The organism is Achromobacter sp. 01N37, assembly GCF_056399725.1.
On record NZ_JBFTRX010000006.1, the window covers coordinates 322128 to 335217 of the forward strand.

Below are 13090 nucleotides of genomic sequence, written 5' to 3' on the forward strand. Positions count from 1 at the left end.
CACCACCTGCCGGGCGTTAGCGCCCTGATGGCGTAGCAGTTTATACCCGGGCGGCGGCCGGCAGGGGCGCGTTGTCGCTGCGTGGACTTAGGGTTTTTACGGCAATCGCAACCCGGCCAAGGCGTGCGACACCGGGGTCAACGCCGCCTCAGCGGCGCGGAACTGGGCGTACAACGCGCGATAGGCGTCCCTGCGCGCGGCCTGCGGTTCGTAGCGATGGGCGGGCCGCACGAGTGCATCCTGCGCGGCGGCAAAGCTGCCGTAGCGGCCCAGCGCGGTCCAGGCGGCAACCGCCGCACCCACCACGCCCGGCTGTTCGGCCTGGCCCACGACGACGGCGCGTTCGCAGATGTCGGCCTTGACCTGGCACCACTGCGGGTTGGACGCCGCGCCGCCACCGAAACGGATTTCCCCTACCGCGCTGCCCAGCGCGGCTTCGGCGCGTTCCAGCACGGTGCGATTCAGGAAGGCCACGCCCTCAAGCACTGCCCACGCCAAGTCGCCCGGACCATGGCGCCGATTCAGGCCAACGAAAGCGCCACGCAGATGCGGGTCCCAGTACGGCACGCGCTCGCCTTGCAGATAAGGCAGGAACAGCGCGGGCTGCGGATCTCGCGGCGCGTTCAGCAGCGCGTTCATGGCGTGGCCGACGCCCGCCATGCCGTCTTCACCCAAGCGCCCCAGCAAGGGAAGCAGCCATGCGATGGTGTCCGCGCCGTTCTGGCCCGGTCCGCCAATCTGGTGATTGCCGTTGCCCCAGTCAACCGTCATCAGCCCTTGCGCCTGCACCGGCTCGGCGCCCACCGCGCCAAACACTTCGGTGGTACCCGAGATGTTGTAGGCATAGCCCGCGCGCAGCGCGCCCAAGCCGGCCACGGCCGCCCAGGTGTCGTTGGAACACGCGACGACGCTGCGACCGGCCAGCCGCGCCAATGCCCCGGGCAAGCCGGGCTGGACGGCGGCGACGACCGCCAACGGGTCCAGCAGCGGCGGCACCCAGGCAGGGTCGGCGCCTAGCGCGGTCAACAGGTCAGGCCCGCCCGCGTGCGGCTGCGCGGCCGCTGCCAGCCGCGCCATCGACACGGTGTCGCTGGCGGCACGGCCCGTCAGGCGGAAATTCAGATAGTCCTTGGGTTCCAGCACGACGCGCACGCGGGCGGCGTGTTGCGGCTCGGTGCGCAGTAACCACGCCAGGCGCGCCCAGGGGTGGAACGCGTTGATCTGTTTACGTTCGGGGTGATCAGCAGGGATGGCCGCCAGCCATTCGCCCACGTCCGCCGCCGTACGCGTGTCGCGCCATGTGATGGCCGGGCGGATGGCGGCGCCCTGCGCATCAACGAACACCTGCGTGCGCGTGACGCCGCAGATGGCGATGGCGGCAACGGCATCGAACGCCGCGCCCGCTTGCTCGGCCAAGGTGTTGGATAGGGTTTGCAGGCCGCGCCACCACGCGTCGGCGTCGATCTCGTCCCAGCCGGGCGGGCCGCCCGCACCCGCTGGGCTGTCGATGAAGCAGGAATGCGCGATGCCGCCTGCCTCGTCGACCAGCGCGGCCCGAAAGCGCGTGCCGCCTAGGTCCACGGCCAGCACATAGCCAGAGCCGGAGCCGGAGCCGGAAGAGGACGATTCGGAAGAAGCCGTGGAGACGATCGATGGGGCGGACATAGCCGGGAATTGTATTTCAGGGCGGACTGGCAGCGTGGATGTCGAGGTGGCGTTGGGGTGGCATCGAAACGATGTTGGGGCGATGCCGAGCCGACGGCCGGGGTGGCGTCGAGACGATGCCGGGCTGACGGCCGGCGTGGCATCGCTGCTGCGGCCGTCGTTGCGCCGCAGCACCGGAAACCCTATCAGTTGATAATTTCTGTTCAGGTGACAAGGGCAAGACCGTACGACAGAATGGGCCGCACCCGGAGGAGACAGCCGGGGCCAAAAAATAACATCACACGTCCAAGGCCCATGAAAAAAACCAAGAGCAATGTGATCATCACCTGCGCCATTACGGGGTCGGTTCATACGCCGTCGATGTCCCCGTATCTGCCGGTGACGCCGGACGACATCGCGCAGTCGGCGCTGGACGCCGCCGAGGCCGGCGCAGCCATCGTGCATCTGCACGCGCGCGACCCGCAAACCGGCAAGCCCACGCAAGACCCCGCGCTGTATGCGCAATTCTTGCCGCGCATCAAGGCTGCCAGCGATGTCGTCATCAACATCACGACGGGCGGTTCGCCCGTGCTGCCGGTCAGCGAACGCATGCTGCCCGCCACCCAATTCAAGCCCGAAGTGGCCTCATTGAATATGGGGTCGATGAACTTCGGCATGTACGAATTGCTGGAACGCTTCCAGGAATTCAAGCACGACTGGGAACGCCCGTATCTGGAGTCCAGCAACGACTTGATCTTTCGGAACACGTTCAAGGACATCGAGCACATCCTTGCGTCCTGCAACGACAACGGCACGCGTTTTGAGATCGAATGCTACGACGTTGGCCATCTGTATACGGCCGCGCACTTTGTGGACAAGGGCTTGCTGAAGCCGCCGTTCCTGATCCAGTCGGTATTCGGAATTCGCGGCGGCATCGGCACCCACCCCGAAGATGTGATGACGATGCGCCGCACGGCCGACCGGCTGTTTGGTGACGACTACGTGTGGTCAGTGCTGGCCGCCGGCCGCAAGCAAACGCCGCTTGCCACGATGTCGGCCACGATGGGCGGCAACGTGCGCGTGGGGCTGGAGGATTCGCTGTGGGACGGGCCGGGCGAATTGGCGCGCTCGAACGCGGACCAGGTACGGCGCATCCGCCGCATTCTTGAAGACCTGTCGCTGCGCATCGCCACGCCCGACGACGCGCGCGAGATCTTGCAACTGAAAGGCCGGAACAACGTGGCGTTTTGACCGCGCACCGACAACGATTCATACCCTAGCGGGGAGACAACATCATGAAGAACACCTTGAACGCGGCCGTGGCCGCCGCATTGCTGAGCCTGGGCGCGGCCGCCCACGCCGACGACAGCGTGATCCGCATCGGCTTCATCACCGATATGTCGGGCTTGTCGGCAGACGCCGATGGCCCCGGTGGCGCCGAAGCCATCAAGATGGCGGTGGCGGACATGGGCGGCGCCATCGACGGCAAAAAGATTGAAGTGCTGGTGGCCGACCACCAGAACCGCGCCGACATCGCGTCGTCGCGAGCGCGCGAATGGCTGGACCAGAAAGGCGTCGACATGCTGATCGCGGGCGCGAACTCGGCCGCCGCACTGGCCATGGCGAAGGTGGCCGAAGAAAAGAAGACGCCGTTCTTCGTGGTCAGCGCGGGTGCGTCGGAATTGACGAACGCGCAGTGCACGCCCTACACCGTGCACTACGTGTACGACACCGTATCGCTGTCGCGCGGCACGGCCCGCGCCATGCTCAAGGAAGGCAATAAGGACTGGTACTTCCTGACGGTGGACCACGCCTTCGGCCACGCGCTGGAGCGCGACGCGTCCGCCGTGGTGCAAGCCAATGGCGGCCAGGTGAAGGGCCGCGTGCGGCACCCGCTGAACACGGCAGACTTCTCGTCATACATCTTGCAGGCGCAGGCGTCGGGCGCAACCGTATTGGGTTTGGCGAACTCCGCCAACGACACCAGCAACGCCGTGAAGGCCGCCGCAGAATTCGGGCTGACGCCCAAGATGAAGATCGCCGGCCTGCTGGTGCTGATCACCGACATCCACGCGCTGGGCCTGGCCGCCGCGCAAGACATGTACCTGACCACGGCCTGGTACTGGGACCAGGACGACGCGTCGCGCAAGTGGGCGGCGCGCTTTGAAGAGCGCATGAAGAAGAAGCCGTCGATGCTGCAAGCGGGCGATTATTCGGTCACCACTACCTATCTGAATGCGGTGAAAGCCACCGGCACGACCGATGGCGACACGATCATGAAGTGGGTAAAGAGCAACCCCGTGAATGACTTCTTCGTTCAGAACGCAACGGTACGCGCAGATGGCCTGCTGGTGCACGACATGTATCTGATGCAGGTGAAGAAGCCCGCGGAATCCAAGGGGCCGTGGGACTACTACAAGCTGATCGCGAAGATTCCGGGTGGCGACATCTACACGTCGCCGCAGGAATCCAAGTGCCGCTTGATGACGCCCTGAGCCGGATGCGCCCGCCGCGCCCTCCGCGCCCTCTGCACCCGCTTCGCACGCTGCCCCTGCTGCGCCCGACACACCTCTAGGAACACCCATGACCTCGCAAGACTTGACCGCCCTGCCGGTGGACCTGAGCGGCCGCCGCGTCATCATCACCGCCGGCGCATCGGGCATCGGCGCGGCGCTGGCCGATGCCTTTGCCGACCGCGGCGCGCGCGTGCATCTGTGTGATGTGGACGACGGCGCCTTGGCCCACTGCCGCCACGCCTGGAGCCGCGCCGACGTCAGCCGCCGCGACGACATCGACCGCTACATGCAGACCGCGCTGGCGCACCTGGGCGGGCTGGACGTGCTGGTGAACAACGCCGGCATTGCCGGCCCCACCGCCAGCGTCACCGACATTGAACCGGCCGACCTGAGCGCCACGCTGGACATCAACCTGGCGTCGCAGTTTCACACCGTGCGCCACGCCGTGCCCGCGCTGCGCGAAGCCGGTGGCGGCTCCATCATCAACATCAGTTCGGTGGCGGGCCGTATGGGGTTGCCCATGCGCACGCCCTATGCCGCGTCCAAATGGGGCGTGGTGGGGCTGACGCGGTCGTTGGCCGTGGAGCTGGGCACCTACGGCATCCGCGTTAACGCCCTGCTGCCGGGCTTGGTGGCCGGCCCGCGCATCGACCGCGTCATCGCCGCCCGGGCGCGCACCATGGGGCTGACGGTGGAAGAAGAAACCAAGCTGGAATTGGCGGGCGTCAGCCTTCGGCAATTCGTCAACGCCGCCGATATCGCGAACATGGCCTTGTTCCTGGCCAGCCCGTTTGGCGCGATGATCAGCGGGCAAGCCATCAGCATCGACGGCGATCTGCAATCGCTGCCGTGGCAGCCGCCGGCGGACTGACGCGCGGCGTGCTACCCGATCAGCTGGATCGTGTCCGCAAAAACGCCCGCCCGGCGCGCTTGCGCCGTGGCGTGCAGCGCGCCCAACAACCGCTCAGCCAGTTCCTGGTTTTGCGCCTCTCTGCGGGTGATCAACACGAACTCGAACCACTGCCGCGAGGTAAGCGGCAGCGCGACGATGTCGGGATAGACGGACGCAATATCCGACGCCGACAACGCATTGACCAGGCTGATGCCTTTCACGGCGCGCACCGTTCCCGGCACCAAGGTCATGTGCGCTTGCATGCTGGAATCCAACGCTGCGGTATCACCAATGTCGCCCTGCGCGACCACGTAATCGGACCACAGCGGCTTCACGAACGACTCCGGTGAAATATCCGCTACCGCAATCGCCCCGCGCTGCGCCAGGGGATGCTCGCGGTGCACGATAGCCATGACGTCGGTGCGCAGAAAAGGCGTGAAGTTCAGACGCGGGCTGTCGCGCCCGACCGCGCCCAGGCCAAAGTCAGCCCGCATGGTTTCGACGGCGCTGATCACCTGCACCGATGATTCCACGTCCACCGAGAAGGGCCGCTTGCCATGTTCATCCACATAGCGCTTCACGGCCTCGGGCGCATACACCAGGGCCAGCGCAGGCGAGGACGCAATACGCAAACCGCGCCCGCCAAACTGCTCGATGCTGTGCAGCGCTTCGTCGATGCGCACCAGCTCGTCCAGCACGAACTTCGCTTCGGTGTAGAGATACTGCCCGGCTTCCGTGGGCCGCAGGGTCTTGTGCGAGCGGTCAAACAACTGCACACCCGTGGCGCTTTCCAGCCGCGACACGGCGTGGCTGATCGCGGGCTGCGTCAGGCTCATCACCTGGGCAGCCTGACGCGTCGAACCGGTCATGACGACCGTATAGAAGATGCGCAGGTCGTGGATATTGAAATTGCGCTTCATACCCCTACTTCGCCACGCGTTCAATTTCTGGCGATACCCACTTTCCGCTCAGCAAATCCGGCTTCGGCCAGTAATATCGCATCGTCACCATGAATGGGCCATCGGGCGCGGGCAGCCAATTGGATTCCTTGCCCTTGCCCGGCGATTGCGCCTGGATGTATAGCGTCAAGCCGCCGTCCGGGTCTTTCTTCAGCGACGGCAGCATGGGCGAATTGATCAGATATCGATTGATGGCGTTCGGCGCCAGCAACTGTTCGGGCAAGCGATACATCGTCATGGACCAGAACGCGTTGACGGGCGGCAGGCTGCGTGGCGCAAAACGCAATGTGTACGCGTATTTGCCATCCAGCTCCTGACCGCGGCTGTCTTTCTCCAGCACGGGGTATAGCGCCTCTTCGCGCGAGTTGGCGCCGATGCCCACCTGCGTACCGGTCGCGCGCGCCAGGTAGTTGTTTTTCAACGTGCTGCGGTCGCCAAACAGCGTGTCGGTTTTGCCGCCGAGCGCCGTGCGGTTCTTGTCGATATCGTTTTGCGCCGTATGCATGCCTTCCCGCAGCGCGCGGCGCAGCCGGGGGTCCAGGCTTTCTGCCTTGTAAGGCTCGCCCGGCCGGATGCCGATGCTGGCAAAGCGTTCGCGCAGCCACTTCTCGGTAGGATGCGTGGGCGCAAATTGCATCAGAAAGGCCAGCTGGTTATAGAACTCCAGCGACGTGCGCATCTCACCGGGCGGCACCGGAGGTATCCACTCAACGGCCGCAGGCGCGGGCGGCGCGGTCCGCTTGGCAAAGGCCGACAGCGGCTGAATCTTGTAGCGCGACTGGATGCGTTTGACGTTTTCAAGATCGGCCGCGTTGAACAGCTGCGTGCGGCCCACCATGTTGACGAGTTCCGTCTCCGACTTGATCACCTTGGTAATGCCTGCCGGTACCTTACCGTTCCAGCGCGGACCCGCGATCAGGAAATTGCCACCGCCGTTACCCGTGCTGCGGCTGCCGATATACGCAAAATTGTACGTATACAGATCCATCAATTGCAGAACAAAGTAGCGCCGCTTTTCCATCGGCGGCACGCTGATGACGACGGGTTCCGCCCGCAGATCCAGCACGGCGAATGAATACGGCGTGTCGGAATTCGGCGTGACAAAGGCTGTGTCTTCCGGCGTGAACACGCGCGCAATGTTGTTGACCGTGTTGAACGGCCCCTTGTACTGCGGGTTGCTCTTGTCGATGCTGAACGCATACATGGTCTGGTAGCTGGCGACCATGGGCGTGCCATACAGATAGGCCTCGCTGGCGATGCTGCGCGCTTGTTGCGCCGTGACGCCATGGATACCGACCGACTGCGACCCCGTGGCCTCGTCGGGCGACGTGAAGCTGCACCCGGCCAGCCCTGCCGTCAGGCCGGCGGCAACCACGGTGGCGGTGAGCCAACGCGCAGGCGCGCGTCGTGCAAGGCAGGAAAATCCAGTGATACTCTGGCGGTCGCGCATGGTTTGCTCCAACACGGTCAAGATGTTGGCAACGCCCAGGTGGCGGCAGCGTCGCAGGCAAGGCAGAATTTCCGGGGACGATTCTGGCATATTTCCCGGCAATGAAGAAGAAAGGGTGTGGCGCGCGCGCCGCATCAGCGCACTGAAACGTCCGGCAGGGCGTCCGCGCGCGGTACAACCGCACGTTGCGACCCCGCATTGCAATCCCGCTTTGCAATCCCTCAGGTACATCATGCAAGACGACGACTCCGCCCGCCCCACCGTCCCGGACACCAATGTGCGGGCGTCTTCCTACTACGTATTGCAGGCGCCGCACGTGTGTAAGCAATGTGGGCAGGCCATGCCGGTGTTCGCGCTGGCCGTGCCGCCCGGCCACGAAAGCACCGAAGCCGACAGCGAGCTGGACGAAAACGAAGACAGCCTTGGCCTGGCGCCGGGGGATTTTCACGACTGGCTGTTCCGCCCTGAGGCATGGCAGACGATACCCGGCCCGGCCTTGCTTTCCCAGGTCTACATGCTGTCGGCGGATGTCGCATTGACCTTGCAAAGTCTGGCGCCAGCATTGCGTCAGGATGCCACGCAACAAGAACAATGGACCAACTTCTGCGAGCATTGCGGCAGCGCGGTGTGGGAAGGCGGGCTGTACCCGACCCCGGGTCAGCCCTTTTGCCCGAAGGACGATGCCGCCGCCGCGCAGATCACCGTGCACACCGTTGACGCGCCGTTCGATGGCTACGCCCGCATGATCTGGACAGACGGCTATCGGAATAAGTGGCCGTTGTTCAAACGGCTGGGCGTGGCGTGCAGCGAGGGGGAATGATTGCTGGCGCGTCTGGCGGCGGAGTCGGCCGCCGCTAACGCATCCCATGCTTACGCGTCGACTTCCTGCGCTTGCTCCGCCAGGTTTTCCAGGTGATGCAACGGAATGGCGACGATGGCGCTTTCCGAGGCGCTCGCGTCGGTCGTCAGATGCTGGATCAGATCCACCGTGGTCGAGCGGCGCGTCAGCATCAGGCAGGTGACCTCGCCATCGATGACCCGCGTCGCATGCCAGCACCCCGGCCGCATGCAGATGCCCTGCCCTTGCGGCACGCGAAACGCGGCAAGCGTCGCCAGATCGGGGCTGCCATCCGCAGCGCTCTGCGCCACCACTTGAATGATCTCGCCGGTAAGCGGCACGATGGCCTGCTGCGTCAGCAAGTGCTTTTCCAGGTTCGTGATTTCCGTGGACGGGCTGCGATAGTTCACCCACAACAGTTCGGCATCACCGCCCGCGCCCGTGTTGAACACATGCTCTTGCCAAAAATCGGTGGCAGGGTTCGAGAACAACGGTACGCCGTTGCCGTCCGGCATCGGCTTGCCCAGCATCCAGCCGTACGCGGTAAAGGCGTCGGGTGTCAGAACATTGACTTCCAATTGCTTGTTGCTTGTCATGCAGAACCCTGTGATGGCTTGGGCAAAGCGCCGCGTTTTGGAAACTCGGCGTCGTAGTCGAAATCGCCGCGGGCAATGGCTTCCAGAATGGCTGCGCGCCGATCCGCAGCGCGCTTGAGGTTGGCGGCCGTGGGCTTGACGCGGATACGCTCGACGCAGTGCCGGCCTTCAAAAAAGAAGCCGATCTCGATCGACGATTCCGACGCGGGCCTGACCCCATCGAACCCCTGGCTCATCGCCTTTCCCGTGGTGATTGCTGATGGGCGACATGATATCGCTTCAACGTGACGGGTGTAACCCTGGGTTGAAGTCAGGGCGCGCTGCGGGATTCAAAGTCCATTGCCTCGGGCCATATGACCCGAGGCGCCCAGCGCAACGCCAGGTTGTACGCGGGCACATCGTTCGCATCGCGCGGTTCGATGTCGCACGGCGGCAAGGCTTGCGGGCCTTGCTGCATGTAAGTGCAGACGTAGGCCCAGACGTTGTCGAGGTCGTGGTTGTAGGTGCTGAGGTAGAAGCGTTCGATGACGTCATTGGTGTTGGGTTTCACGATGGCAATCGATACGCCCCACTTGATCATCAAGCCACCGCCAGAGGTGGCGCCCCATTGTTCCCAGACTTCTGCGCGGACGTCGTCCCAGGGGTAGCTGGCGGTGGTGACGTACCAGCGGGTGAAGGGGTTCCACCAGACCATGTGGAAGCCGTAGACGTAGATACGGCGGCGGGCGCGGTTGAAGCGGATGGGGAGGTCGCGTGGGGGGGATACCTCGGCCAGATAAATAAATGCGGTCATCCAGACGCCAATCGCCAAGACGAACAAAGCAATCCATAGCGTCGACCAATCGCTCGCGGTGAACGCTCCGGGATGGTCCACAAGCAAACTCCAAATGATGTCAGGTACTCCGATGATGGTCGCGTAGAGCATAAAGGGGAGAAACAGCAACAACACCCCACGAATGCGGGACGACCGTCGAGACAGTTCCATGTAGACGTCATCAAGATAATTGGGCGCATTCTCACGCAAGTTTGGAGGTGCACCAGGACGCTCATTGGGGCCGGGCAAATCGCGTTTCCATCCCGTGCAGGCCGGGCTGAGTTTAGGTTGAGCCATTACGCTTCCTCGGTCATGCTGAGGCGGGCGTAGCCGGTAAGGTGGCTCTTGCCTGGCGACATATGGATTGCATGTATCAACATCATTGACCCTTGCCCGCAAACCCACGCGAATCTCCACTAGATCGCGACTCCAAATCCATCTCTTCCGGCCACTCCACCCGAGGCGCCCAGCGCAGCGCCAGGTTGTACGCGGGTACGTCGTTCGCGTCCCGTGGTTCGATGTCGCAAGGCGGCAAGGCTTGCGGGCCTTGCTGCATGTAAGTGCAGACGTAGGCCCAAAGATTGTCCAGGTCGTGGTTGTAGGTGCTGAGGTGGAAGCGTTCGATGACGTCATTGGTGTTGGGTTTGACGATGGCGATGGATACGCCCCACTTGATCATCAAACCACCGCCAGAGGTGGCGCCCCATTGCTCCCAGACTTCCGAGCGGACATCGTCCCAGGGGTAGCTGGCGGTGGTGACGTACCAGCGGGTGAAGGGATTCCACCAGACCATGTGGAAGCCGTAGACGTAGATACGGCGGCGGGCGCGGTTGAAGCGGATGGGGAGGTCGCGGGGTGGGGAGACGTCGAAGCGATAAGCAATGTAGGCGGGAATTGCGAGCAACATAATTAACAGCAGCTCAGTCACTACGAATTCAATGCTCAGTTCAACCTCAGCCCCTCTTCTGAAGATGATCAAAAAGCTCCATCCGAGGAAACACGCGCATAGTGGAACAAAGAGCAGCAGCAAACCGCGAATGTTGGACGAACGCCTCGATAGTTCCATATATATTTCGTCAACATGGTTGGGCGCGTCCTCCCGCAGCGTTGCCGCAACTTCGGTCGGATCATTAGGTCCCGGTAGATCGCGTTGCCATCCTGCGCAGGGCGGATTGAGTTTTGATCTGGCCATTACGCTTCCTCGGTCATGCTGATGCGGGCGTAGCTGTTAGGGCCGCCTCGTCAGGTGCAATAGTGATTGCCCTCACCACCACCCTCCACTCCGGCCCTCCAACGCTCGTGAATCTCCGCTAGATCGCGACTCCAAATCCATCTCTTCTGGCCACTCCACCCGAGGCGCCCAGCGCAACGCTAGGTTGTACGCGGGTACGTCGTTCGCGTCCCGTGGTTCGATGTCGCAAGGCGGCAAGGCTTGCGGGCCTTGCTGCATGTAGGTGCAGACGTAGGCCCAAAGATTGTCCAGGTCGTGGTTGTAGGTGCTGAGGTGAAAGCGTTCGATGACGTCATTGGTGTTGGGTTTGACGATGGCGATCGATACGCCCCACTTGATCATCAAACCGCCGCCAGAGGTGGCGCCCCATTGTTCCCAGACTTCCGCGCGGACATCGTCCCAGGGGTAGCTGGCGGTGGTGACGTACCAGCGGGTGAAGGGGTTCCACCAGACCATGTGGAAGCCGTAGACGTAGATGCGGCGGCGGGCGCGGTTGAAGCGGATGGGGAGGTCGCGGGGCTGGGTAATCTCAAGCCGGTACAGGAGCACGGTGGTCCATGCGCAAAGGGCAATGGTAAATAGGGAAAGCAAGACCGTGGTCAAGTCATCAAAATTGAATGCGACAACGTCCCGATTCAGAACGGAAACAATAATCCTAGGCCCGCCGATCACCGCCCAATAAACGGTAAAGACAATGCCGAACAGTAGAACCCCACGTATGCTGGATGAGCGTCGAGACAGCTCCATGTAAATACCATCTATGTGATTCGGCGCATCTTCCCGAAGGCTAGGCAGAGCCTCGGGAGGATCGTCTGGCCCAGGCAAATCTCGTTGCCACCCAGGACAACGCGGCATGAGTTTGGCTTGGGCCATTAGGCTTCCTCGGTCATGCTGATGCGGGCATATCCGGAAAGGTCTTCCCTATCTGGCCAGAAGGTGATTTCGATGGTCGCGCTTTTAATGCTGTGTAAGGGGCCGAGCCAATATCGGCAGCTCAGGACGGGAAGCTCCTGGGTTGGTAAACGCTGACCGTTCGCAGTCAGATGTCTGAAATCACCCAACGGGGGAGCCCTGTCATGACTGTTGTGATTCATCGCCGCAAGCACGTCGTCAGTCAATAATGGAGTACGCCGTCCACTTCTTTCGACGCCAAATCGCTGTACAAGCAGCTTGAATTCAAAGCGCGACAACGTGGGATCGAAACCAGGAAGCACAATTCGATACCCTAGCTCAGTGCCCGACTCAACGCCACCTGTTGCCTTAATGTCCAAAATGTCCGCCGTTAATAGTTGGTCGGCATCCATGACGCGTTTAGCGGTACGAAACCCGACGTTTGCGTCCATGCCGAGCACTGCGGCGTTCAACGCTGACATCGCCGCGTCCATTTGATCGGGGCTCCCCCAACGGACATCTCCGGCACCCCGCCCGAAGTAAGAACGCCGCGCCCACAGTTCCAGGCTGTCTGATTCCAGATCTCTGGCTATCTTCCCTATGGCAAAAGCGATTAGTCCCAACACTATTCCAATCCCCAGCGTCCCCAACAATGCGCCCCCAGTCATCGCACCGTGAACACTGAATATCGCTCCAACAATGGAGATTGAACCGCTAATACTGTGCTTCTCGTCAGCACGTTCATCACCCACGCCTTTAGCTCGATTCGCCGCCGCAAAACTCCCCACCCCATCCGCCACCCCTCCCAACGCCGCTATCACTCCCCCTGCCTTGATCAGCGTCTTCCCCATCCCAATCGCCCTGGCCACGGCCCCACCTTCTACCGCCGCCACCCGTCGCATGAACGGCTGTACGCTCTCCGCGCCAATCCTCAGCGTCAATCCACCCGCCTCCACTCCTGCACCCAGCAACCCCACCCCCGCCCCATACAACGCGGCCATCGCTTCGGGGTGCCTTGCCCCAACCGTCTCCCGCGCCGCCTCCAGGCTGGTTCGCACGCTGTCATGCAGGAAATACAAGCTGACCAGCGATAGCGCGCCATAACCCGACCCGACCGACAATCGCTTCAGACTCGTCAGCCCATTCTTGGCGAACTCCTGCGCGTGCGCCGCGCTTAGTTCCAGGCCTTTCAGCAATTGCGCAGCCGGGGCTTCCAGGTTCTTCATACCGGCCGAGATCTTTCGCATTGCGCCGTTTGA

13 protein-coding genes are annotated in these 13090 nt (G+C 62.9%); 4 read left to right on the forward strand and 9 right to left on the reverse strand.

Going from position 1 to position 13090, the window contains the following annotated elements; genetic code table 11:
- Positions 1-96: 96 nt before the first annotated feature.
- Entirely contained in the window at positions 97-1665 is a 1569-nt protein-coding gene (locus AC1DSJ_RS16960) for a xylulokinase (RefSeq protein ID WP_441371687.1), read from the reverse strand.
- Positions 1666-1959: 294 nt separating this feature from the next.
- Between AC1DSJ_RS16960 and kce the strand changes: the two genes are divergently transcribed.
- The 3 genes from kce to AC1DSJ_RS16975 all read left to right on the forward strand — a co-directional run bounded on the left by kce (position 1960) and on the right by AC1DSJ_RS16975 (position 5031).
- Positions 1960-2895 carry a 3,5-dioxohexanoate:acetyl-CoA acetone transferase gene (gene kce / locus AC1DSJ_RS16965; protein ID WP_054427501.1) on the forward strand — a complete coding sequence of 312 codons (936 nt, stop codon included), beginning with the start codon at positions 1960-1962 and terminating at the stop codon, positions 2893-2895.
- Between the two features lie 44 nt (positions 2896-2939).
- Positions 2940-4139 carry an ABC transporter substrate-binding protein gene (locus tag AC1DSJ_RS16970; RefSeq protein WP_175171029.1) on the forward strand — a complete coding sequence of 400 codons (1200 nt, stop codon included), beginning with the start codon at positions 2940-2942 and terminating at the stop codon, positions 4137-4139.
- Between the two features lie 88 nt (positions 4140-4227).
- Positions 4228-5031 (forward strand): SDR family oxidoreductase, encoded by an 804-nt coding sequence (locus tag AC1DSJ_RS16975; RefSeq protein ID WP_441371688.1) that lies wholly within the window; start codon positions 4228-4230, stop codon positions 5029-5031.
- 11 nt (positions 5032-5042) lie between these two features.
- Here AC1DSJ_RS16975 and AC1DSJ_RS16980 read toward each other — a convergent pair whose 3' ends face one another.
- Positions 5043-5972, reverse strand: coding sequence for a LysR family transcriptional regulator (locus tag AC1DSJ_RS16980; protein ID WP_054427498.1), 930 nt, complete (start codon positions 5970-5972; stop codon positions 5043-5045).
- A 4-nt stretch (positions 5973-5976) separates the two neighbouring features.
- Positions 5977-7461, reverse strand: a complete 1485-nt coding sequence (locus tag AC1DSJ_RS16985; protein WP_441371689.1) for a DUF1254 domain-containing protein — start codon at positions 7459-7461, stop codon at positions 5977-5979.
- Between the two features lie 232 nt (positions 7462-7693).
- Here AC1DSJ_RS16985 and AC1DSJ_RS16990 point away from each other — a divergent pair, with 232 nt between their 5' ends.
- Positions 7694-8281 (forward strand): hypothetical protein, encoded by a 588-nt coding sequence (locus AC1DSJ_RS16990; RefSeq protein WP_441371690.1) that lies wholly within the window; start codon positions 7694-7696, stop codon positions 8279-8281.
- A gap of 50 nt (positions 8282-8331) precedes the next feature.
- Here the strand turns inward: AC1DSJ_RS16990 and AC1DSJ_RS16995 are convergent, their stop codons facing one another.
- The 6 genes from AC1DSJ_RS16995 to AC1DSJ_RS17020 form a co-directional block, all read right to left on the reverse strand.
- Positions 8332-8895, reverse strand: coding sequence for an ureidoglycolate lyase (locus AC1DSJ_RS16995; RefSeq protein WP_441371691.1), 564 nt, complete (start codon positions 8893-8895; stop codon positions 8332-8334).
- A complete protein-coding gene (locus AC1DSJ_RS17000; RefSeq protein ID WP_441371692.1) occupies positions 8892-9131 on the reverse strand; it encodes an Arm DNA-binding domain-containing protein in 240 nt (79 codons plus the stop codon). The genes AC1DSJ_RS16995 and AC1DSJ_RS17000 overlap by 4 nt, the downstream gene beginning before the upstream one ends.
- Before the next feature lie 74 nt (positions 9132-9205).
- Positions 9206-9688 carry a DUF6708 domain-containing protein gene (locus tag AC1DSJ_RS17005; protein ID WP_441371693.1) on the reverse strand — a complete coding sequence of 161 codons (483 nt, stop codon included), beginning with the start codon at positions 9686-9688 and terminating at the stop codon, positions 9206-9208.
- A 400-nt stretch (positions 9689-10088) separates the two neighbouring features.
- Positions 10089-10616, reverse strand: a complete 528-nt coding sequence (locus tag AC1DSJ_RS17010; protein ID WP_441371694.1) for a DUF6708 domain-containing protein — start codon at positions 10614-10616, stop codon at positions 10089-10091.
- Between the two features lie 357 nt (positions 10617-10973).
- Positions 10974-11531, reverse strand: a complete 558-nt coding sequence (locus AC1DSJ_RS17015) for a DUF6708 domain-containing protein (protein ID WP_441371695.1) — start codon at positions 11529-11531, stop codon at positions 10974-10976.
- 281 nt (positions 11532-11812) lie between these two features.
- Positions 11813-13090: hypothetical protein (locus AC1DSJ_RS17020; protein ID WP_441371696.1), on the reverse strand; the 1278-nt coding region annotated here is incomplete at its 5' end.

What these genes read in the sequence shown, in the direction of transcription:
- AC1DSJ_RS16960 (WP_441371687.1), bottom strand. Translation starts at nt 1,665, where the DNA reads ATGTCCGCCCCATCGATCGTCTCCACGGCTTCTTCCGAATCGTCCTCT.
- kce (WP_054427501.1), top strand. Translation starts at nt 1,960, where the DNA reads ATGAAAAAAACCAAGAGCAATGTGATCATCACCTGCGCCATTACGGGG.
- AC1DSJ_RS16970 (WP_175171029.1), top strand. Translation starts at nt 2,940, where the DNA reads ATGAAGAACACCTTGAACGCGGCCGTGGCCGCCGCATTGCTGAGCCTG.
- AC1DSJ_RS16975 (WP_441371688.1), top strand. Translation starts at nt 4,228, where the DNA reads ATGACCTCGCAAGACTTGACCGCCCTGCCGGTGGACCTGAGCGGCCGC.
- AC1DSJ_RS16980 (WP_054427498.1), bottom strand. Translation starts at nt 5,972, where the DNA reads ATGAAGCGCAATTTCAATATCCACGACCTGCGCATCTTCTATACGGTC.
- AC1DSJ_RS16985 (WP_441371689.1), bottom strand. Translation starts at nt 7,461, where the DNA reads ATGCGCGACCGCCAGAGTATCACTGGATTTTCCTGCCTTGCACGACGC.
- AC1DSJ_RS16990 (WP_441371690.1), top strand. Translation starts at nt 7,694, where the DNA reads ATGCAAGACGACGACTCCGCCCGCCCCACCGTCCCGGACACCAATGTG.
- AC1DSJ_RS16995 (WP_441371691.1), bottom strand. Translation starts at nt 8,895, where the DNA reads ATGACAAGCAACAAGCAATTGGAAGTCAATGTTCTGACACCCGACGCC.
- AC1DSJ_RS17000 (WP_441371692.1), bottom strand. Translation starts at nt 9,131, where the DNA reads ATGAGCCAGGGGTTCGATGGGGTCAGGCCCGCGTCGGAATCGTCGATC.
- AC1DSJ_RS17005 (WP_441371693.1), bottom strand. Translation starts at nt 9,688, where the DNA reads ATGACCGCATTTATTTATCTGGCCGAGGTATCCCCCCCACGCGACCTC.
- AC1DSJ_RS17010 (WP_441371694.1), bottom strand. Translation starts at nt 10,616, where the DNA reads ATGTTGCTCGCAATTCCCGCCTACATTGCTTATCGCTTCGACGTCTCC.